13 protein-coding genes and 6 pseudogenes are annotated in these 20,043 nt (G+C 59.1%); 14 read left to right on the plus strand and 5 right to left on the minus strand.

Going from position 1 to position 20,043, the window contains the following annotated elements:
* Positions 1-434: 434 nt before the first annotated feature.
* A complete protein-coding gene (locus MUBE_RS16145; RefSeq protein ID WP_165849889.1) occupies positions 435-608 on the minus strand; it encodes a hypothetical protein in 174 nt (57 codons plus the stop codon).
* 1,297 nt (positions 609-1,905) lie between these two features.
* Here MUBE_RS16145 and pafA point away from each other — a divergent pair.
* From pafA to MUBE_RS14190, 7 genes are all read left to right on the plus strand, one after another.
* Positions 1,906-3,264 carry a Pup--protein ligase gene (pafA, locus tag MUBE_RS14160; RefSeq protein WP_116541026.1) on the plus strand — a complete coding sequence of 453 codons (1,359 nt, stop codon included), beginning with the start codon at positions 1,906-1,908 and terminating at the stop codon, positions 3,262-3,264.
* A gap of 7 nt (positions 3,265-3,271) precedes the next feature.
* Positions 3,272-4,264 (plus strand): helix-turn-helix transcriptional regulator, encoded by a 993-nt coding sequence (locus tag MUBE_RS14165; RefSeq protein ID WP_116541027.1) that lies wholly within the window; start codon positions 3,272-3,274, stop codon positions 4,262-4,264.
* Positions 4,261-5,244 carry a helix-turn-helix transcriptional regulator gene (locus MUBE_RS14170; protein ID WP_116541028.1) on the plus strand — a complete coding sequence of 328 codons (984 nt, stop codon included), beginning with the start codon at positions 4,261-4,263 and terminating at the stop codon, positions 5,242-5,244. The genes MUBE_RS14165 and MUBE_RS14170 overlap by 4 nt, the downstream gene beginning before the upstream one ends.
* Before the next feature lie 31 nt (positions 5,245-5,275).
* The gene (gene tatA, locus MUBE_RS14175) at positions 5,276-5,557 is read left to right on the plus strand and encodes a Sec-independent protein translocase subunit TatA (protein ID WP_116541029.1); all 282 of its coding nucleotides are present in this window, start codon (positions 5,276-5,278) and stop codon (positions 5,555-5,557) included.
* Between the two features lie 40 nt (positions 5,558-5,597).
* Positions 5,598-6,527, plus strand: a complete 930-nt coding sequence (gene tatC, locus MUBE_RS14180; protein ID WP_116541037.1) for a twin-arginine translocase subunit TatC — start codon at positions 5,598-5,600, stop codon at positions 6,525-6,527.
* A 24-nt stretch (positions 6,528-6,551) separates the two neighbouring features.
* Entirely contained in the window at positions 6,552-9,311 is a 2,760-nt protein-coding gene (locus tag MUBE_RS14185; RefSeq protein WP_116541030.1) for a DEAD/DEAH box helicase, read from the plus strand.
* Positions 9,312-9,375: 64 nt separating this feature from the next.
* Positions 9,376-10,056, plus strand: a complete 681-nt coding sequence (locus tag MUBE_RS14190) for a DUF4333 domain-containing protein (RefSeq protein WP_116541031.1) — start codon at positions 9,376-9,378, stop codon at positions 10,054-10,056.
* An 11-nt stretch (positions 10,057-10,067) separates the two neighbouring features.
* Here the strand turns inward: MUBE_RS14190 and MUBE_RS14195 are convergent.
* Positions 10,068-10,957, minus strand: a pseudogene (locus MUBE_RS14195) (5'-3' exonuclease).
* Between the two features lie 317 nt (positions 10,958-11,274).
* Here MUBE_RS14195 and MUBE_RS14200 point away from each other — a divergent pair.
* Positions 11,275-11,895, plus strand: a pseudogene (locus MUBE_RS14200) (M24 family metallopeptidase); the annotation flags it as partial.
* Here the strand turns inward: MUBE_RS14200 and MUBE_RS14205 are convergent.
* Positions 11,831-12,244 carry a F420-dependent biliverdin reductase gene (locus tag MUBE_RS14205; RefSeq protein WP_116541038.1) on the minus strand — a complete coding sequence of 138 codons (414 nt, stop codon included), beginning with the start codon at positions 12,242-12,244 and terminating at the stop codon, positions 11,831-11,833. The pseudogene MUBE_RS14200 and the gene MUBE_RS14205 overlap by 65 nt on opposite strands.
* Before the next feature lie 35 nt (positions 12,245-12,279).
* Between MUBE_RS14205 and MUBE_RS18630 the strand changes: the two are divergent.
* Positions 12,280-12,875, plus strand: a pseudogene (locus tag MUBE_RS18630) (Rossmann-fold NAD(P)-binding domain-containing protein); the annotation flags it as partial.
* Between the two features lie 189 nt (positions 12,876-13,064).
* Here MUBE_RS18630 and MUBE_RS20625 read toward each other — a convergent pair.
* Positions 13,065-13,229, minus strand: a complete 165-nt coding sequence (locus MUBE_RS20625; protein ID WP_424399107.1) for a hypothetical protein — start codon at positions 13,227-13,229, stop codon at positions 13,065-13,067.
* A gap of 146 nt (positions 13,230-13,375) precedes the next feature.
* Here MUBE_RS20625 and MUBE_RS20630 point away from each other — a divergent pair, with 146 nt between their 5' ends.
* The 3 genes and pseudogenes from MUBE_RS20630 (at position 13,376) to lnt (ending at position 18,774) form a co-directional block, all read left to right on the plus strand.
* Positions 13,376-13,993 carry a hypothetical protein gene (locus MUBE_RS20630; RefSeq protein WP_424399108.1) on the plus strand — a complete coding sequence of 206 codons (618 nt, stop codon included), beginning with the start codon at positions 13,376-13,378 and terminating at the stop codon, positions 13,991-13,993.
* A 570-nt stretch (positions 13,994-14,563) separates the two neighbouring features.
* Positions 14,564-16,077, plus strand: a pseudogene (locus MUBE_RS14225) (amidohydrolase family protein).
* A 94-nt stretch (positions 16,078-16,171) separates the two neighbouring features.
* Positions 16,172-18,774: pseudogene (gene lnt / locus MUBE_RS14230) on the plus strand (apolipoprotein N-acyltransferase).
* Here lnt and rbpA read toward each other — a convergent pair.
* Positions 18,752-19,087 carry an RNA polymerase-binding protein RbpA gene (rbpA, locus tag MUBE_RS14240; protein ID WP_116541035.1) on the minus strand — a complete coding sequence of 112 codons (336 nt, stop codon included), beginning with the start codon at positions 19,085-19,087 and terminating at the stop codon, positions 18,752-18,754. The pseudogene lnt and the gene rbpA sit on opposite strands and share 23 nt — an antisense overlap.
* A gap of 171 nt (positions 19,088-19,258) precedes the next feature.
* On the opposite strand from rbpA, the pseudogene MUBE_RS14245 reads away from it, so the two are divergent.
* Positions 19,259-19,622 (plus strand): annotated as a pseudogene (locus MUBE_RS14245) (hypothetical protein).
* Between the two features lie 232 nt (positions 19,623-19,854).
* Positions 19,855-20,043, plus strand: a 189-nt coding sequence (locus tag MUBE_RS14250; protein WP_133297132.1) for a beta-ketoacyl synthase N-terminal-like domain-containing protein, incomplete at its 3' end; no start/stop codon positions are given.

The following is a 20,043-nucleotide window of genomic DNA, read 5'->3' on the forward strand; positions in this document are numbered from 1 at the left end:
CATCCACACAGTAGATCAACTCACACAACCCATCGACCCACACCACAACCCACACCACCACACCCCACATAAAACAAAACCACACAACACTCAACAAGGTAGACCACGAGCGCGTAGTCCTATTGCATAATTGCGAGTAGTGTCACGTAAAAAACCGGTAGTTGATTATCCTTGTACAATTGGCGTGGGTTTGTTAACAGAGTTGACATTTCCTTTGTGAGATTAGTTCTACAACGACATCGGTCTGTAAGCGACGGAGGACGAGATTCATATCTAGCAGCGTGGTCAAGAGAAATAGTCGAAAAATGCTGAATTACAAGTTGTTCGGTGTCGGATCGAGGGCGAGTCGAGTGTTAGACCATGCAGTTAGTAATGCTGAGAACACTCTTGAGGCGCGAACACGCCTGGCTGGATGCTCAACAAGACAGTCATCGTCAGTATGCTGTCTTCGCGGATGCCTTGAGGCTGGTCGCAATCAACGCGTCCATCAATTGATCCGGAACCACGCGGTGTGCTATCGTGCTGCTCCAAGAGTCCACGCCGATGCGGTAGCGGATCTTGGTACGCTTCGCCAACAACGCGGTAGCCGCCTTGTTGGAGTAGTCCACTTGACGTCGTCGTGCTTGTACGCGCCTTTATCTTGTTGGCGTCTAGAAAGCTGTGAGTGAGCTGCAGTAGGTATCGGCCACGTCTGGCGCCGTCGCGGCGAGGATCTGGTCGACGGAGGGGCGTAGCTTATCCCAAGTCGGTGTTTCGATTGCACCCGGCTGGGATCAAGACACTCACGCTGAGCGGGCACAACTCACGGCGCAGCGCGTCGTTGAGCCCTTCCTTGTCGAATTAGGTTGACATATATGCACCCAAGAACGGCATCGTGACATTGCCGGTACCCGAACTGCTATTAACGATTCTGTTGCACAGACTTTTCAGCGGTGGCAAAAAACTATGTACAGCAAGCGCTTCAATTAATTTCTTTTCTAGTTGGACACACATCACATTATTCCAGTGGCACGCTGATACAAATATCGGCGAGAATCCGGCAGCTGAGGCCGCAAAGATTGGGTGGTTGCAGCGCACCCGAGTCCGCCTGAGGGGTCGGCGGTTAGCACTGACTTCGCGTGTGTCGACTGGTGGTCTAGGGAGGTCTTCGCAGCGTTTCCCTCTAAGAGAATACTGGCACAGTGCAATAATCGTGCATGACGTGCGATGCGTCGTAAGTTGGGCAATGGCTTATCTGCATCCGCGCAAGTATGCTACTGCTTAAGCCACTGTCTGGTATGCGAGTACAGGTGACCACATCACGCTGGCGGATGGTGATGTAGGACCTGCCCGCGAAATTGGACATGTGCAGAATAGTACCGATATACGGGGATTTGAGTGCCCATATAACTGTTATTATTGACCGGCAGCTGTGTTCACTGTCAATGTCGACATGCACCGGTTGATCTGATCGTCGACGATACCAGCGTAGCCATAGTTAAGGACCGAACAAAGAACTAATAGAGATTTTTGCTACCAAACAGGCCTTCTGTTGTGTCCTGGAGGCCGGTGTCTCTGTGTGTGCGATGGCGGTGCCCTGGTACTGATTGACCGGAATTGCAATCGGTTGCAGAAGCTGATCGTGACCAAAACATATGTGGGAAAACGCTTCGGGGGTCGTGGCTGTAGAAGTGCATTATCAACGGTACTGGGTGCACGATGTCCAAGTGGTGAAGGCCTAGGCAACTATCGTACTGGAGGCTGAATAACAGTGACACGAAGCGCTCATGGCGCCAAACATGCTGCTACATACCCGAAGGCCTGGGATGTGAACCTCGTGATGCGAAGGACTCATTTCGACAAGCCGGATGCTTAGTAACGTGGCTTGCTCACCGCGATGATCAGACAACCAGTACCCTAAAATGCGTGCAGCGTCGAATCATGGGCATCGAAACCGAGTTCGGTGTCACCTGCACATTTCATGGTCACCGTCGTTTGTCTCCGGACGAGATAGCCCGCTACCTGTTTCGCCGAGTGGTGTCCTGGGGCCGCAGCTCCAATGTCTTCTTGCGTAACGGTGCCCGCCTCTATCTCGACGTGGGTAGCCATCCCGAGTACGCCACCGCCGAATGCGACAGCCTGGTACAGCTAGTAACCCATGACCGAGCCGGCGAATGGGTGCTGGAAGACCTGCTCATCGATGCCGAGCAGCGGCTCGCCGACGAGGGTATTGGTGGCGACATTTACCTGTTCAAGAACAACACCGACTCGGCCGGCAATTCCTACGGCTGTCATGAGAACTATCTGATCGTGCGCGCCGGGGAGTTCTCCCGCATCTCGGATGTGCTGTTGCCATTCCTAGTCACGCGCCAGATGATTTGCGGTGCGGGCAAGGTGCTGCAAAATTCCAAAACGGCGACGTTCTGCCTATCACAACGTGCCGAGCACATCTGGGAGGGTGTTTCCTCGGCGACCACCCGTAGTCGACCGATTATCAACACCCGCGACGAGCCGCACGCCGACGCTGAGAAGTATCGGCGGTTGCACGTCATCGTCGGCGACTCCAATATGTGCGAGACCACCACCATGCTCAAGGTGGGCACTGCTGTGCTCGTGTTGGAAATGATCGAAGCCGGGGTTCCGTTTCGCGACTTCTCGTTGGACAATCCCATCCGCGCCATCCGTGATGTCAGCCATGACACCACAGGACGTCGGCCGGTACGACTGGCCGGTGGGCGTCAGGCCAGCGCGCTGGACATCCAGCGGGAATACTACACTCGGGCTGTCGAACATTTGCAGACCCGGGAGTCCAACGCGCAGATCGAGCAGGTTGTTGACCTGTGGGGCCGGCAACTGGACGCCGTTGAGAGCCAGGACTTCGCTAAGGTGGACACCGAGATCGACTGGGTAATCAAACGCAAGTTGTTCCAGCGCTACCAGGACCGTTACAATATGGAGTTAGCCGATCCGAAGATCGCTCAGCTGGATTTGGCTTATCACGATATTAAGCGCGGTCGCGGTGTCTTCGATCTGTTACAGCGCAAGGGATTGGCGGCGCGCCTCACCACCGACGAAGATATCGCGGAGGCCGTCGACTATCCGCCGCAGACCACGCGCGCCAGGTTGCGAGGTGAGTTTATCGGCGCTGCGCAGGCTGCGGGACGTGATTTCACTGTCGACTGGGTGCACCTCAAGCTCAACGACCAGGCGCAGCGCACCGTGCTGTGCAAAGACCCCTTCCGCGCGGTCGACGAGCGGGTCAAGCGGTTGATCGCGAGCATGTAACGTAGCTATGGCGACCTCGAAAGTCGAGCGGCTTGTCAACCTCGTTATCGCCTTACTGTCGACCCGGGGCTACATTACCGCTGAGAAGATCCGATCCAGCGTCGCGGGTTACTCTGACAGTCCTACCGTTGAGGCGTTCTCTCGGATGTTCGAGCGTGACAAGAACGAGTTGCGTGACCTTGGCATACCACTTGAGGTTGGCAAGGTGTCCACACTAAACTCCTCGGAAGGCTACCGCATCAACCGCGACGCGTATGCACTGCCTCCTGTCGAGCTGACTCCGGACGAAGCGGCCACATTAGCCGTCGCTACCCAGCTGTGGGAATCGCCCGAACTGATCACCGCTACCCAAGGCGCATTGCTCAAGTTGCGCGCTGCAGGGGTAGACGTCGACCCCGACGCGCCAGTGGCTATCGCATCTCCAGCTGGGATGCCGGGTCTGCGCGGGTCAGAGGATGTTTTGTCGATCCTGTTATCGGCCATTAGTTCTCGGCAGGCGGTGCGGTTTCCGCATCGGCCGTCGCGGGCGGAGCCCTATGTCACGCGCACCGTGGAACCGTGGGGTGTGGTCACCGGGAACAGTCGTTGGTATCTCGTTGGCTACGATCGCGACCGCAACGCCACCCGCACCTTCCGGCTCTCTCGGATCGGTCCAGGAGTCACGCCAATCGGGCCGGCCGGCGTTATTATCGTTCCCGACGGTGTCGACCTGCGTAGGATCGTGTCCGACACAATCGCCGAAACGCCGATCGGCGGGCGGGCGCGGATGTGGGTGGTCGACGGACGGGCTATCGCGTTGCGACGCGCCGGAAGGTTGATCGCTTCGCGAAGGGTAGCGGGCCGCGACGGTCAGGTGGTAGAACTCGACATCGGATCCATCGACCGGCTGGCCCGTGACATCGCCGGTCACGGCGCCGACGTTGTCGTGCTTGAGCCGGAGGTCTTGCGTGACGACGTGCTAGCCCGGTTACGTGCCCACGCGGGAGCAGAGCCTTCATGACACAGCTGTCCACCCGTCTGGTGCGGTTGCTCAACATGGTGCCGTACTTCCAGGCCAACCCGCGGATCACCCGTGCAGAGGCCGCTGCCGATTTGGGAGTGTCTACTAAGCAACTAGAGCAGGATCTTAACCAGCTATGGATGTGTGGCCTTCCTGGCTATGGCCCTGGTGATTTAATTGATTTCGAGTTCTCTGGTGACACCATCGAGGTGACTTTCTCGGCGGGCATTGACCGGCCGTTAAAGTTGACGTCGCCGGAGGCCACCGGGCTGTTGGTGGCGCTTCGGGCACTAGCTGACATTCCGGGGGTGGTTGATCCGGAAGCGGCGCACAGCGCGATCGCCAAGATCGAGGCCGCAGCCGGCCGCATGTCGACATCGGCCACCGGAGCGGTGGCCGATGTCGACATGCGGCCGTCCGTCGAGAGCCGTGCCGCGGCCGCAGTGCGTGCGGCGGTGCGGGACAAACAGGCACTGGTGATCGACTACTACTCCGCGTCGCATGACACTCTGACTAGTCGGATCGTCGACCCCATCCGAGTACTGCTGGTAGGCGAACACAGTTACCTGGAAGCCTGGTCGCGGGAAGCCGAAGGGGTACGGCTGTTCCGCTTCGACCGGATCATGACGGCGCGTGAGCTGGATGAGCCGGCCGCCCCACCCGAGCCAGCGCGGCAGGCGTTGCCCGACACATCGCTCTTCGACGGCGACCCGTCGCTGCCTTCGGCGACGCTCTGGGTGGCGCGTTCGGCGTCGTGGATATTCGAATACTATCCGATGCGGGAGGTCCAAGAGTTGCCGGACGGATCATTCCAGGCGGTCATGACGTATGCCTCGGATGATTGGATGACGCGTCTGGTGCTGGGCTTCGGATCGGCTGTGCAGGTACAAGCACCGGGGGCGCTTGCGCAGCGAGTGCAGGATGCCGCGGTAGCTGCCCTTCAGTCCTACCGGGTTACGACTCAGGCGCTGCTGCGATAGCATCAGGTTAGGACGTCTGGAGGTAATCAAAATGGGTAGTCTGAGTCCGTGGCACTGGGCGATCCTCGCTGTTGTAGTGGTCCTGCTATTCGGTGCCAAAAGGCTCCCCGATGCAGCGCGCTCGTTGGGTAAGTCGATGCGCATCTTCAAGTCCGAACTACGTGAAATGCAGACCGAGAACGAGGTAGAAGTGTCCGCCCTTGAGACACCGATACCAACCCCCACTCCTGCGGGTCAATCTGCCGTCGTCGACCGATCAGGGGTACCCAAAGGCGTGGCCGACTTAGCCCGGCAGCACCGTCCCGGTCCCTGAGTGTCACTGACCGAACGTCGTGAGCGGTTTCCGGGCGTCAGTGCACGCCTGCGGTTTACTCAAACAACTTAACCCTCGCCAGAGGCGCAGTCGCACTAGTCCAGACGCGACGATGTCGCTAGTCGAACACCTGGCTGAGTTACGAACCCGGCTATTGATCTCGTTGGCTGCAATCGTGGTAACCACGATTTTCGGGTTCATCTGGTACTCGCATTCCATCCTCGGGGTAGAAAGCCTCGGTGAGTGGTTACGGCATCCGTACTGCTCGTTGCCGCAATCGGTACGTGCGGATATCAGCGCCGACGGGCAGTGTCGGTTGTTGGCTACAGCGCCGTTCGACCAATTTATGCTGCGACTTAAGGCCGGGATGACCGTAGGTATCGTGCTGGCCTGCCCGGTGTGGTTTTATCAGTTCTGGGCGTTCATCACGCCAGGGCTCTACACGAGGGAACGTCGCTTAGCAATAGCCTTTGTGATCCCGTCCGCGGTGCTGTTTGCTGGCGGTGCCGTGTTGGCGTATTTGGTGCTGTCTAAAGCGTTGAGTTTCTTGCTGACGGTCGGCAGCGACATGCAAGTGACCGCGCTTTCCGGTGGCCGGTATTTCGGCTTTCTTTTGAACCTGCTGGTGGTTTTCGGGGTCAGCTTTGAGTTCCCACTGCTGATCGTCATGCTCAACATCGCTGGGATGCTGACTTATCAGCGGCTAAAGTCGTGGCGGCGCGGTCTGATATTCGCGATGTTTGTGTTCGCGGCGGTATTCACGCCTGGATCCGATCCATTTTCGATGACGGCGCTTGGGGCTGCTCTGACTGTGCTGCTCGAGCTGGCCATCCAGATAGCTCGGCTGCACGACAAACGCAAAGCCAAGCGTGAAGCCTCAGTCGCCGACGATGAAACGTCCATTATCGAGCTACCCTCGCCGATACCGAAACCGTTGTATACTGCCACAGCTCATGACGACGTCACATAAACGTCGACGCTGTGCGGTGACGACGTGACCGATCTGGCTGAACTGGCCCGGTTCACCGCGGAACTGTCTTTCTCGCTTGATGACTTTCAGCAGCAGGCGTGTGCGGCGCTCGAACGCGGCCATGGTGTGCTAGTATGTGTCCCGACCGGAGCCGGTAAGACTGTGGTCGGTGAGTTTGCTGTGCACCTTGCGCTAGCGGCAGGTAGCAAGTGCTTCTACACTACACCGCTGAAGGCATTGAGCAACCAAAAGCACACCGATCTCACCACACGCTACGGCCGGGGCCGGATTGGGCTGCTCACTGGTGACCAATCGGTGAACGGCGATGCGCCCGTGGTGGTGATGACCACCGAAGTGCTGCGAAACATGCTTTACGCCGATTCGCCTGCACTACAAGGACTTTCCCACGTAGTGATGGATGAGGTGCATTTTCTCGCTGACCGGATGCGGGGTCCGGTATGGGAGGAAGTGATCCTGCATCTGCCCGATGAGGTGCGAGTGGTCAGCCTGTCAGCAACGTTAAGTAACGCCAAAGAGTTCGGTGGCTGGATCCAGACTGTACGCGGCGACACGATAGTGGTGGTCGACGAGCATCGGCCGGTGTTGTTGTGGCAACACATCCTAGTGGGTAAGCGCCTGTTTGACCTGTTTGATTACGGCAGTAACACCGACCAGTCCCGTGTCGACCCGGACCTGCTGCGTCACATCGCGCATTGTCGTGAGGCGGACCGAATTATGGACTGGCGAAGTCCCCGCCGGCAGGCGGAGCGGGGAGGTGGTGTCCGGCCGCGCTTCTACCGGCCACCCGCGCGCCCGGAGGTGATTGCACTTCTAGACGCCGAAGGGCTATTGCCGGCGATCATGTTTGTGTTCTCCCGGACCGGTTGTGACACTGCAGTTCAGCAGTGCCTACGTTCGTCACTGCGGTTAACCAGCGAGGAGGAGCGCGCCCAGATCGCAGAGGTGATCGACCACCGGTGCGGTGATCTAGCGGACGCTGACCTGGCGGTGCTCGGCTACTACGAGTGGCGGGAGGGGTTGCTGCGCGGTCTGGCCGCCCATCACGCTGGGATGTTGCCGGCGTTCCGACGCACTGTCGAGGAGTTGTTCACCACCGGGTTGGTGAAGGCGGTGTTTGCTACCGAGACGTTAGCACTAGGCATCAATATGCCTGCGCGCACGGTGGTACTGGAGCGGCTGGTGAAATTCAACGGCGAACAGCACGTACCGCTGACGCCGGGGGAGTATACTCAGCTGACGGGCCGCGCCGGCAGGCGGGGCATCGATGTCGAGGGGCATGCCGTGGTGATCTGGCAACCCAGCGAAGATACCTGCGAACCGTCAGCGGTGGCCCGCCTGGCCTCCACCTGTACTTTTCCGCTACGTAGTTCGTTTGCGCCGTCATACAACATGACGGTCAACCTGGTACACCGGATGGGTACCGAGCAGGCGCACGAGCTGCTGGAGCAGTCGTTTGCCCAGTATCAGGCTGACCGGTCCGTCGTCGGCCTGGTCCGAGGCATCGAGCGCGGCACCCGGACGCTCGACGATATTGCCGCCGAACTGGGCGGGCCGGATGCGCCGATCCTCGAATACGCACGGCTGCGTGCGCGGATCGCAGAGATAGAGCGTGCGCAGTCCCACGCGTCTCGGCTACAGCGCCGGCAGGCGGCCAACGATGCATTGGCCGCATTACAGCGAGGCGACATTATCACCATCACGCATGGTCGTCACGGCGGGCTGGCAGTGGTCCTCGAGTCGGCTCGCGACAGCTCCGACCCGCGGCCGTTGGTGCTCACCGAGCACCGATGGGCGGGGCGGGTTTCCTCGGCAGACTACTCGGATGCGGCTGCGCCAGTTGGGTCGATGACGTTGCCCAAGCGAGTCGAACATCGCCAGCCGCGAGTTCGCCGCAAGCTGGCTTCGGCACTGCGATCAGCCGCCACACGGCTGTCGATTCCGGAGGTCCGGCGCGGAGACGGTGACCAGACCGGTACCAATGACGATGCCTTTCACGATCCCGAGCTCGCGTCATTGCGTGCACAACTGCGTCGCCATCGGTCACATAACGCGCCCGGCGTGGACGTCCAGTTGAGGCAGGCCGAGCGTTATTTGCGCATCGAACACGACAACGCGCAGCTGCAGCGGAAGGTGACCGCAGCCACCAACTCGTTGGCTCGGACCTTTGATCGGATCGTTGGGCTGCTCATCGAGCGTGACTTTATCCACGGCCCAACCACTGATCCACAAGTCACTGATGACGGCCGTTTGTTGGCCCGTATCTACAGCGAAAGCGATCTGTTGGTCGCTGAATGTTTGCGGATTGGTGTGTGGGTGGGCCTGCGACCCGAGGAGTTAGCGGCCGTGGTCTCGGCTGTGCTCTATGAGACGCGTGGCGGCGACGGCCCCGGTGGCCTAGTCGGCACCGAAGCACCCACGCCGCGGTTACGTAAGGCGCTGCAGCAGACTGCGAGGCTTTCTGCGACCTTGCGCGCCGATGAGCAACGGCACCAGATTGCGTTGAGTCGTGAACCCGACGACAGGTTTGTCAGCGTCATCTACCGCTGGGCTCGGACCGGTGATTTGGCGGCAGCGTTAGCCGCGGCCGACGCGGCGGGCAACGGTTTACCGTTGTCGGCTGGGGATTTTGTGCGCTGGTGTCGCCAGGTGCTCGACCTACTGGATCAACTTCGCAACGCCGCCCCTGAGCCTGATCTGCGAGCCACAGCTAAACGCGCAATCAACGATGTCCGGCGCGGCGTCGTCGCAGTTGACGCCGGGTAAGCTAGGCCGGAGCTACGGTTACATCCCGGATGTGTCAAGGAAGCAAGACAACTGAGGAGAAACGATGAGCGAACCGCACGGATTCGGCCCGGGTACGCAGTGGCAACCGCCCGGCGAGGGTGCGGAAAACCACTCCTCGGACCAGCCGACCCGGGAAGCGTCACCCTGGCAACAGCAGTCACCAGCCCAAGACGCGACCTGGCACCCGCCGGCGTACACGCCTCCCGAATACCCTCACTACCAGCAACCGACTGAGCCTGCTTATCCGTATCAATATCCACAGGCTGCGCCTGGCTACGGGCAGCCTCCTCAGTTCGCTGTATCCGGTCAGTACCCGCCACCTGGCCAGTATGGTCAGCCAGGTCAGTACCCGCAGCAGTTCCAGCCTTATGAACAACCGGGAACGAAAGGTTCTGTTGCCCTGATCGGTGGCATTGTCGGCGTATTTGGTGTTATAATTCTCGCTGCCATCTTAGTAACCGGTTTTTTGTGGCCAGCGTGGTTAGTTACCACCAAGTTGGACGTCAGCAAAGCTCAGACCGGTGTGCAGCAGATCCTGACCGACGAGACTAACGGCTACGGTGCAAAGAATGTCAAAGACGTCAAATGTAATAACGGCGCAAACCCTACTGTCAAAAAGGGTGGCACCTTCGACTGCAGCGTCAGCATCGATGGCGCGCAGAAGCGCGTGACGGTGACCTTCCAGGACGACAAGGGCACCTACGAGGTTGGCCGACCACAGTAGGCGGACTTTCGTCACGCGGGCAGTGTGGCGAGTGTTTTCTGTAGTCGTGCGAAGGATGATCCGACGTCCAGTTGAGTTGCTAACTTACCGATGCATCCTGGGTAAGTGGCCGACCAACAGTAGCGCATTCGTGAGCGTGGAAAGCCTGATGGGCGTGTTGGCGGCTACCTGCATCACCGAATCCTGCGTCTTGGATGCAGGATGTTGCGGTCAGCAGTTTTATCCGCAATCTATTGGCCATCCCCGATGCGGGGTTATGGGTGGCGGTTAGGATTTGATCCAGCAAGCCGTGCTGCGCTAGCAGCGTAGTCGCCGTATTCTCGCCGACACCGGGAACACCCGGCAAACCGTCGGACGGATTGCCGGGCAAGAGTACAAGCTCGACATATGCTGTTCCTGGGCGCGATCCGCCGGCACGGAAAAGCGTTCAGCTATTGCGGTGGCCCGTGCAAGGTGGCTTTGGCCTATCCGCGGCCGGGGTATCGCACCCCGACAGAGACGGGGGTGTCGGCCACCAACTGCAGCAAGTCGCAGTTGACTACCACGGCTGGATCTCTGTGTTCCTGAGCTACCAGGGTAGTCCAGTACGTCGTCGGTCTCGAAACCTGGCATATTCCCCGTCGGGATCCCGAACGTGTCTAACAGCGCCATTGTTATGTTCACCTGCGGTGTTAGGTCGTCGGACACTTCTTCGATGTTGGGCTGGTCGTTGCTTATTTCAACTAAGCGTTGAGCCTTATGTGATGCAATGCAGGTCGATCCTGAATTGCGGTCGCCAATCCACATCTAAGCAGATCACCAGCCGGCTTGGCCGTCGCTGGGTGATCACCACCGCCATCGAATCGATGAATCCGCGCACGTCGTTGACTGGCTGAACTCCGGGAACCGTGATGAATGACAGCTTCCCATATTAGTAGCAGAACCTCATGCTGGTGCCGTCGAGCAATAGCAAGGGTGTGGGCATGTCTGGCTATCCTGTTAGCGCCGTTGGCTGTGTGGTTAGCCTGGCTGCCGTGAATTCTCACTGATTCGAAACCGAGATGTATGCCACGCTGCTAGCTGTGGCTGCCGTCGCGACCGCCGTAGTAGGACTGACCGACCTGGTCATCAGTCCTCCGGGCAACGACCTGCGCTATTTGTTCGGTTCGCGAGTTTAGACGTTCAAGCGATTAATCGCGTTGGTGCTGCCTCCAGCTGGTCGGGTCGACGATCGTGGCGCCGAAGTCTTTAGTCCCAAGCCGAGCCGAGTTCGAGGTAGCCGCTGAAGTCGCCGAAGTGGTTGTTGCTACGAACCGCATGGCACCAATCCGCATCACGAATACTCAAATCGTGAACTGAGGATCGGGAACATCGCCGCGGTCGACCTGGGGGCACTTACATGCATGAATTTCATTCCAATTATATCCGTACATACAGCATAAACGATTCCAGCAGCGATGTAATGCAACAACATTCTTTTCTACAATGGGTCCAACGCGCGGCCTTTGAGGTGGTCCGTACAGGCGTGACTGGACTGTCGCATACTGCGACACGGCCACTCGAGAAGTGTTGGCCGAGGCTGGACTCGCGGAACATTTCGTACACCGTATTGGGCTGCCGGTCCATGAAGAGCCCTATATCGTCAACGGCAACGATTTGCCGTTGACTGTAGGCATGGCCTTTTCGGTTGAGCTGGGGATCTATTTCCCGGGGTGTTGGGGCGAAAGGGACTGTTACACCATTTCCGATAGTGACAATTCCGCCGATACTGCGAGGCAGCGATACACCCCGGAAGTTATCCCCCGCCGTGGTCGAGCAGAGCAGAAGACCCTAGCACTCGCTTCACCTGGACCTCAATGACCACTCTTTGTGGGTTGGCTTGCGGGATGCGGTAGCGCTGCGCGTAACGTAGCTCAGCGTCGCGGACGGCGTCGAGTTCACTGTTCACACACGCTCGGCCCTCCAGCGACAACCACCGAGCGCCGTCCACCTGGCTGAGCACAGCGATCCCGCCGCGGTCAGCGTTGACCGCTTTCTGGGAACCGCCGGTTGTGATAACCCGTGCGATGTGTGTCTTGGGGTCGAAGGTGAAACCCACCGCCACCACATGTGGCGAGTTATCGGCCCGCAGTGTGGTCAACATGGCCAGATGGCGTTCGGTAAGGAACGCCAGTGCGTCGTCGGTGAGCCGTGTGGCGGTATTTGCCATCATTTTTCACGCTAGCGCAGGCAATAATCGCAGTCGTGGATGACACGGGCACCGCTCCGGTGGTAATTTTGGTCGGCCGCGGCGGGATCGGTGTCGAGCTCGCGCGACGACCAGCACTTGGTGCTACGATCATGCTGGTATAGCGCCACGCCGACCAACTCCCCAGTGTGCACAGCCTGTTGGTCGCCTCGATCGTCGGCAGTCAGGGTCCCTATCGGTACCGCGGTGTTGGTCTGTGGACTTCTTGGCGACCAGGTCCGTACCGAGATAAACGCAGAGCATGGGGTGGCCATTGTGCACACCGACTACGTCACGCAGGTCAGTCTACTCACCCATTTGGCAGCAGCTATGCATCGGGCCGACAAGGGCTTGCTGGTGGTGTTCTCCTTTGGTGGTTGAGGTGCGCCACGCTAAAATAATGTCTACGGCAATGACAAGGTCGGCTCGGATGGTTTCACCAGAGGGTTGGCAGATGCACTGTATGGCAGCCGGAGTGCGATTGCTGATTGCTGTCCTAAGATTTGTTATCGGGCGTATGACAGCGGGTATGACGCCGGTGTCGCTGTCCAGTATCACGGAACAAGTGGCTGCCGCGACCGCGCGTGTGTTGGCTAAAAGGCGACGCACGGTCTGAATCCCATGGGTACGACGGTCGATGTTCTTCGCGATGCGGCTGTTGCTGCATCGCATGTAGTGATGGATACTGTGATGCTCGTCGTTGTCGGCATTGGTACCGACGGTACTGGCCGGCCTATCCGAGGTATCGCATTCCGAATTACGAGGGGCTATAGTAATTTACGGGTCAAAGCTAGAACGCGACCTACTCGATGGCACGTTGGCTGCATCGCGGCGAGAGTAACCGTCGCAAATAACGCCGGCGTTGCAAGCACTGTTCATCGGTGAAGACACCATCTACATCGTCTCCGGATTGTAGCTTGGCCCGCAGCAATGCCAGGGCAGCAGCAGCACCCTGATTCGGCTCCATGGTGCCAGCCGAGTCACCATGCTGCCGCGCATGTCGGCTGTGACGCTGGCGTGTACCGGAACGTCCACGACACCAAGGTGATACGCTTAATCATCATATTGCCGTGCACTGCGGGTACGACGTGACGGTCACGTGGTGGTGTTGTTTTGTCCAGCGACCGGTCCACGCCGACCACGCTAGCGGAGGTGCTAGACACATGCGGACGGGCTACCTTAGACTTCAGTGTACTCGAACAGCTTGGTGACCCGGCAAATATCGCCGTGACGGCAGCGCGCGGGGATGGGTCAGCACAACCCCCACGGACGTCGACGATCTCAACGTGGTTGTGGTTCCGTTACTTACGTGACGAACGCACGTCATTGTTGCTTGGCGACGTTTTTGTCCACGACGGGCAGCTCACCAAACACCGGATACGAGTAGTGACTTTGGCGGCGTTGGTGCTGCGTCCCGGGCAGCAACTATATAGGACGTCGGCGCAGGTCCAGGAAGCATCGCCGGTCGAGTGGTGTCGAAGTTGGCGGATCTGCGTCGCGGTGGCCTTTGAACGTGATGAACGACGCTGCCGCAACATCGGACTCAACGCCGCGGTCTTCGATTTAGAAATCGATATGTGCGCTGCTGCGCCATCGGTGATCTTCGTCGTCGGTAGTCTCACCCAGCCCGGCCTCCTGGACGTTTACCTAGATAGACTTCCCGCTAATGGACGTCTGGCCGTCAACGTTGTCACTGCGGAGTCCGAAGCCTTCCTGACACAATTATACTAGCAGTTTGGCAGCCAGCTGTAACGCTTCCAGCGTTATTAATGGCGATTCGCTGGGCGACTTCACTGGTTGACGCGCGCAGATGCCGGTCACCCAAGGGACGGTAACAAAGTGATGGTGTATTTCATCGGCGCAGGACTGGGTGCTGCCGACCTGATTATCGTCCACAGTCAACGGCTCCTGGAAAGATGCCAGGTGTGCTTCTATCTGGGTTCGATCATGCCCGGCGATCTACTGGTGCACTGTTCACCTGGCCCGAAAGTCGTCGACATCGGTTCATTGACACTACAGCATATTAGTAGTACATCTTGGTCGCTTTATCGTATTATTACTATTATTACTTATTTTAGCCGACATCGATCCTGCCGGCTGCGATGTGATACGTCTGTACTTAGGTGATCTGTTGCTGTATAGCGTGCTGGTCGAGTATTGCCGTCGTCGCGGCGTCGGCTGATTGACAACGTGAGCTCGTCATACCAGGAGTGGTGCAGACAGTGACGCTGACTCAGGTGGTGACTTGATCGACTCCCATGCTGCCGCGCAGATCGACGCCATAACCCTGCAGCTACTGCGATGGTGGTGTGTGGCGCTGTTGTCGCCTGGCTCGGTAGCGACGACGTCGGCCGCAGCCAGTTTCCGGACGTCGACGTAGAGGATCTTGATGGTGAGTTCGTGGTGTCGGGATTTGTGGACAGCCATATTCACCTAAGCGCGGCTTGCTTGATGCTTAGTGGACTGGATTTACGCTTAGCTGTCGCGCGCCCGCACTGCATTCAGATGGTCGCCGATTACGCGGTCGCCTATCCGAACCAGCCGGTGTGGGGCACGGGTGGGACAAATCGGCGTGGCCCGGATCACGCCGCGCCGAGTACCAACGATCTGGATGCAGTGCGCGGTGAAGGGCCTGTCTATCTAGCATGCGTGGACGTACACTTTGGGCTGACTTCAACTGGGCTGCCCCGGCTGGTTCCAAAAGTGGCAGTGGCGATGGCCGGTTTCGCGGCTCAGCTGCCGCTGACCGGCGATACGCATCATTTAGCGTGGGCCACCTCCCGTGATCTATTGGCCGCCCCGCAGCTAGCCGAAGACCGGACCGCAACGCTAAAACAACGGCCGCCACAGCCGGCATTGTCGCAGTGTATGAATGCGTCGTCCCCAACATTGGCGGGCTCGATGACTGGCTACAGGTTCGCGTCCTCAACCATGGTGTCGAAGTTATTGGTTACTGGGGCGAGCTGGTGACTACATCGGCAGCTGCTCGTGCACTGGAGCGGGAGAACGAGACTCGCGGTTTGGCCGGTGACCTGTTCGTCGACGGGGCTCTCGGATCGCATACAGCCTGGCCACATCAGCTGTACACGGACGCGCCGGATCAGACGGGCACCTGTTGTTACATTGAGCCCAATGCCATAGAGACGCATCTGCGAGCTTGTACCGATGCGCAGGTGACAGCGAGGTTCTACGTCATCGGCGATGCGGCGGTCTCAGCGGTGTTCGCTGCTTTCAAAAGGGTCGTCGCGGACCTCAGGGTAGTTGCGATGGCCTGGTGTGAGCACTGTCTGGAGTACATCGAGACGGTGACCGCGGATCAGGCTGCACAACTAGGGGTATGGGGCATCATCGTCACCAGCGTGCAACCGCATTTTGATGCGCTCTGCGGCGGCAGTGGCATGTACACCCGTCGCCTTGGAGTGAAGCGAAGCAGCGAACTCAACCCACTGGCGCTGCTAGCAGCCCAAGGCGTGTTTCTCGCACTAGGATCCGACGTCTCGGCGACAGATTTTGATCCGTGGGTCAGTGTGCAGTCAGTGGTCAATCACTACACTCCCGGAAGTGCTGTCTCGGTGCAGGTGGCATTCGCTGCCGCGACCCGCGACTACAAGGTCGGCACCCTAATGCCTGGCACGCTGGCCTCCTATGCCATGTGGGACACCGGAGCGCTTGATGTCAGTGCGCCCCATAATGCCGTCCAGCGTTGGTCTACTGACCCGTGTCCGTGGGTGCTCGCATTACCGCGGCTAGGCTCGACCGACGTCGTGCCGTGTTGCCGCCGAACTATGCACTGGGGTGCTGTCATCTATGGCTGATGAGACTATCGATATTGACTCGGTCGATGACGACCCGGTGACCGAAGCGTTCGACATGCCCGTCGTTCCCAGCCGAGTCGTTCAGCCGCGGGCCATGGCGTGCCATGCGCTGGCGCAAATAGGTTCTGTGTTGGTGCCGCGTCTGCTACGACTGTTAGTCGTCGTGGTGGCCGGTTTGCTGCTTTGTGCCAGCTTCCCGTCGCTGAACTGGTGGTGGGCCGCCGTTGTCGCCTTCGCAATGTTGGCTTGGGTCTTGATACATCCAACCACGACACTGATGGGTGGTCTGGGCTATGGATTCCTATTCGGGTTGGCGTTCTATTTGCCGTTGTTGCCGTGGATCAGCACTCTCGTGGGTGCCATGCCCTGGTTGGTGCTGGCGACCGCGGCCGCGCTTTTTCCCGGTCTCTTTGGCCTGCTCGCTGTCGTAGTGGGACAGCTTCCGGGTTGGCCGATCTGGTTTGCGGTGGTGTGGACGGCGCAGGAGTGGTTGAAGTCGGTTGTTCCGTTCGGAGGCTTTCCCTGGGGGTCGGTAGCCTTCGGCCAAGCCGATGGCCCGTTGCTGCCATTAGCCCAACTCGGTGGCGCTCCGCTGCTTCCGATGGCGATTGTTCTGGTGGGATGCAGCACGACCGCGATCGCAATGGAAATTGTGAAGTGGTGGCGAAACAGCGGCCAGCCAGGTAGGAGCGATCTACCACCGGCGGTGATGTTGCCAGGTGTCTGCATATGCCTGGTGTTGTTGACCGCCGGCGTCGTTTGGCCCCAAGTGCGGCACGCGGGTGCGGGGTCGGGCGGAGAACCCGTGATCACGGTCGCGGCGGTACAGGGCAACGTGCCGCGGCTCGGCCTTGACTTCAACGCGCAACGTCGGGCTGTGCTAGATAACCACGTTCGCGAGACGCTGCGACTGGCCGAGGATGTTCGTGCCGGGATTGTCCCGCAACCTCAATTCGTGATCTGGCCCGAGGACGCGTCGGATATCGATCCGCTGGTTAACGGCGACGCTGGGCAAGAGATTGCGGCGGTGGCCACGGCGATCGGCGCTCCGATCCTGGTTGGCACCGTGCTTGATGTCTCCGGCCACATGCAACAAGCCCCTGAGTACACCAATACGGTAATCGTCTGGAATCCTGGTACTGGGCCGGCCGACCGCCATGACAAGGAAATCGTGCAGCCGTTTGGCGAGTATTTGCCGATGCCGTGGCTTTTTAAGCGTCTTTCCGGGTATGCCGACCGGGCTAGCCACATCGTGCCCCGCCACAGTAGTGGTGTCGTGCGTATCGCAGGGGTTCCTATCGGGGTGGCCACCTGCTGGGAAGTGATCTTCGACCGCGCTGCGCGAAAGGGGGTCCGCAATGGCGCCCAGTTGTTGGCGGTGCCCACCAACAATGCCACCTTTAACAAAAGGATGAGTGAGCAACAGCTGGCCTTCGCCAAAGTCCGAGCCGTGGAGCATGACCGATATGTGGTAGTCGCCGGTACCACCGGGATCAGCTCGGTGATCGCGCCGGACGGCAGCGAACTGGTCCGCACCGATTTCTTTGCGCCCGCCTACCTGGACATGCGAGTGCATCTTAAGACGAGGCTGACGCCAGCTACCCGCTGGGGTTTGACCATGCAGTTGGTCCTTGTAGGAGTGGCTGGAGCAGTCACGCTCGTCGCTATGCGGAACAATCGATGGTTCCCGTGTCTTAATAGCTTTGGGTCTAGGCTCACCGGCGGGTCTGAAGACTCGGGTGCGCTAGATGAATCTGAGGGCGGTGTTGACCCTTCCCCCGAGGGGGGTATCGACCGCCATCCACCCGAGCCGGGTGGTGACTACACTCCGCTTCACAGGAGCGGTCGACAGAGGCGTTATTTCGGGCGACACAGAGGAGCTAAATGACCACGGGCCAGCCTACGTGCCAGATATCGGGTAATCACCCCAGTCAGCGCGTTCTGGTTATTATCCCTACCTTCAACGAGCGGGAGAACCTGCCGGTGATTCATGGGCGATTGAAGGACGCATGCCCAGGGGTGCATGTGCTCATCGTGGACGACGGCAGTCCCGATGGTACAGGCGTACTCGCTGATCAGCTGGTGCAAGCCGATCCGGATGGTACGTATGTGATGCACCGCACCGCCAAAGGTGGTTTGGGTGCGGCGTACCTGGCAGGGTTTGCCTGGGGGATGAGTCGGGACTATTCGGTGCTTGTGGAGATGGACGCGGACGGCAGTCACGCGCCCGAACAGCTTCACCGTCTACTCGAGGCCGTCGACGCGGGAGCCGACCTTGTCATTGGTTCGCGCTATGTCGATAGGGGGATAGTGCGGAACTGGCCGTGGCGGCGCCTGGCTTTATCCAAGACGGCCAACACCTACTCTCGCTTGGTGCTCGGCATTGGTGTCCACGACATCACCGCCGGCTACCGTGCCTACCGCCGCGAAGTGCTCGAGGCAATCGACCTTGACGGTGTGGACTCCAAGGGTTACTGCTTCCAGATCGATCTAACGTGGCGCACTGTAAATAACGGTTTCGTCATCATCGAAGTGCCGATTACCTTCACCGAGCGTGAGCTTGGTATGTCAAAGATGAGTGGATCCAATATTTGCGAGGCGTTGGTCAAAGTCACTCGATGGGGTATTGACGGGCGGTTCCAGCGCGCTCGAACGGCTCGCGTGGATAACCCGGTCAGCCGCGGCGGCGCGACCTGATCAGATCGAGGCGCTCCTTGAGTAGCTCTTCGAGCTCTTCGATGGATCGGCGCTCCAGCAGCATGTCCCAGTGCGTGCGCGGTGGCTTGACCTTTTTAGGCTCGGGCAAGTCACCTTCAATTAGAGTGCCTTCCATACCGTTGCGGCACAGCCAGGCGCCGGGGATATCAGCGTCGTCCGCGAAAGGGATCTCGAACTCCTCGCCGTTGTCGGTACGGTACCGCGCTATCTGACGTGGCGCGAGGTCATGGTTGCGATCGTTCTCGTAGCTCACGGCCCCGAGGCGACTACCTCTCAGGACTCGATCAGCCACTGGCGTACTCCTTAAGTAGTGCTGTGAGCTCTTGGCTCCTGTGTGGATAATCCTCTCCGCTTGCCAAACGTTACGGCAGTCCGTATGGTTCCCTCGCTTACATGCAGAGCATACGACATTATCATCAACGATACCGAGGTTACGGACTCGTGCGGACTAAAGTCGGCAAGTGTGACGCGTCGTTCTAAGACCCAGCCATGCCGCTGGTGTGGTCGAGATGTAACCTATGTCGGTATGGGTCGGCGCCGCCAGTATTGCCGGCAGCGCGCATATGAGCAACGGGCCTTGATCAACCGCGGTGAGGCTGGGGCCTTGCCCGCGGATGCGGTCGTGCTGTCGGCAGACAATGCGGCCGATCTGTCGGATCGCGTGTATCAGGTGCGATGCGCAGCAGAGGATGTAGCCACAGCACTCGATGAAGGAGCCAGTGCGATTGAACTGCGCGAACTGTGTGAAGTGCTGATCCAGGCTTGCCCGGGCTGCCGACGAGTGGGTGTCTAAGGTGGCCTGGCCGCGTCGTTTTTCGTCAGCATAGGCGCCACGGCAGTTCGATGCGTAGAAACTTGAGAGTATCCGAAGTTTTGAAATTCTGCCGGAGTTGGCCATACTCACCAGCGACATTCGTGGGTTAACGAAGCAGTACGACGCTGGTCAAAAAATCGATATCGGCCGAAGAAACAACGACGTCGCTTCGTGCAGCGCCTTTTGTGATTCGGCTAGAGCCGCATCCGGCGTTCAGAGACGGCCAATTTTAGGCGAGGTTAGTAATGGTTGATCAACTCCAGCATGCGACTGAAGCACTGCGCAAAGCGTTGGTCCAGGTTGAACGCCTAAAACGCACCAACCGGGCGTTGTTGGAGCGGTCGAATGAGCCGATCGCGATCGTTGGTATGTCGTGCCGTTTCCCGGGTGGGGTTGATTCTCCCGACGACTTGTGGGATATGCTGGTCGAGGGT

Source organism: Mycobacterium uberis (assembly GCF_003408705.1).
Classification (GTDB): Bacteria; Actinomycetota; Actinomycetes; order Mycobacteriales; family Mycobacteriaceae; genus Mycobacterium; species Mycobacterium uberis.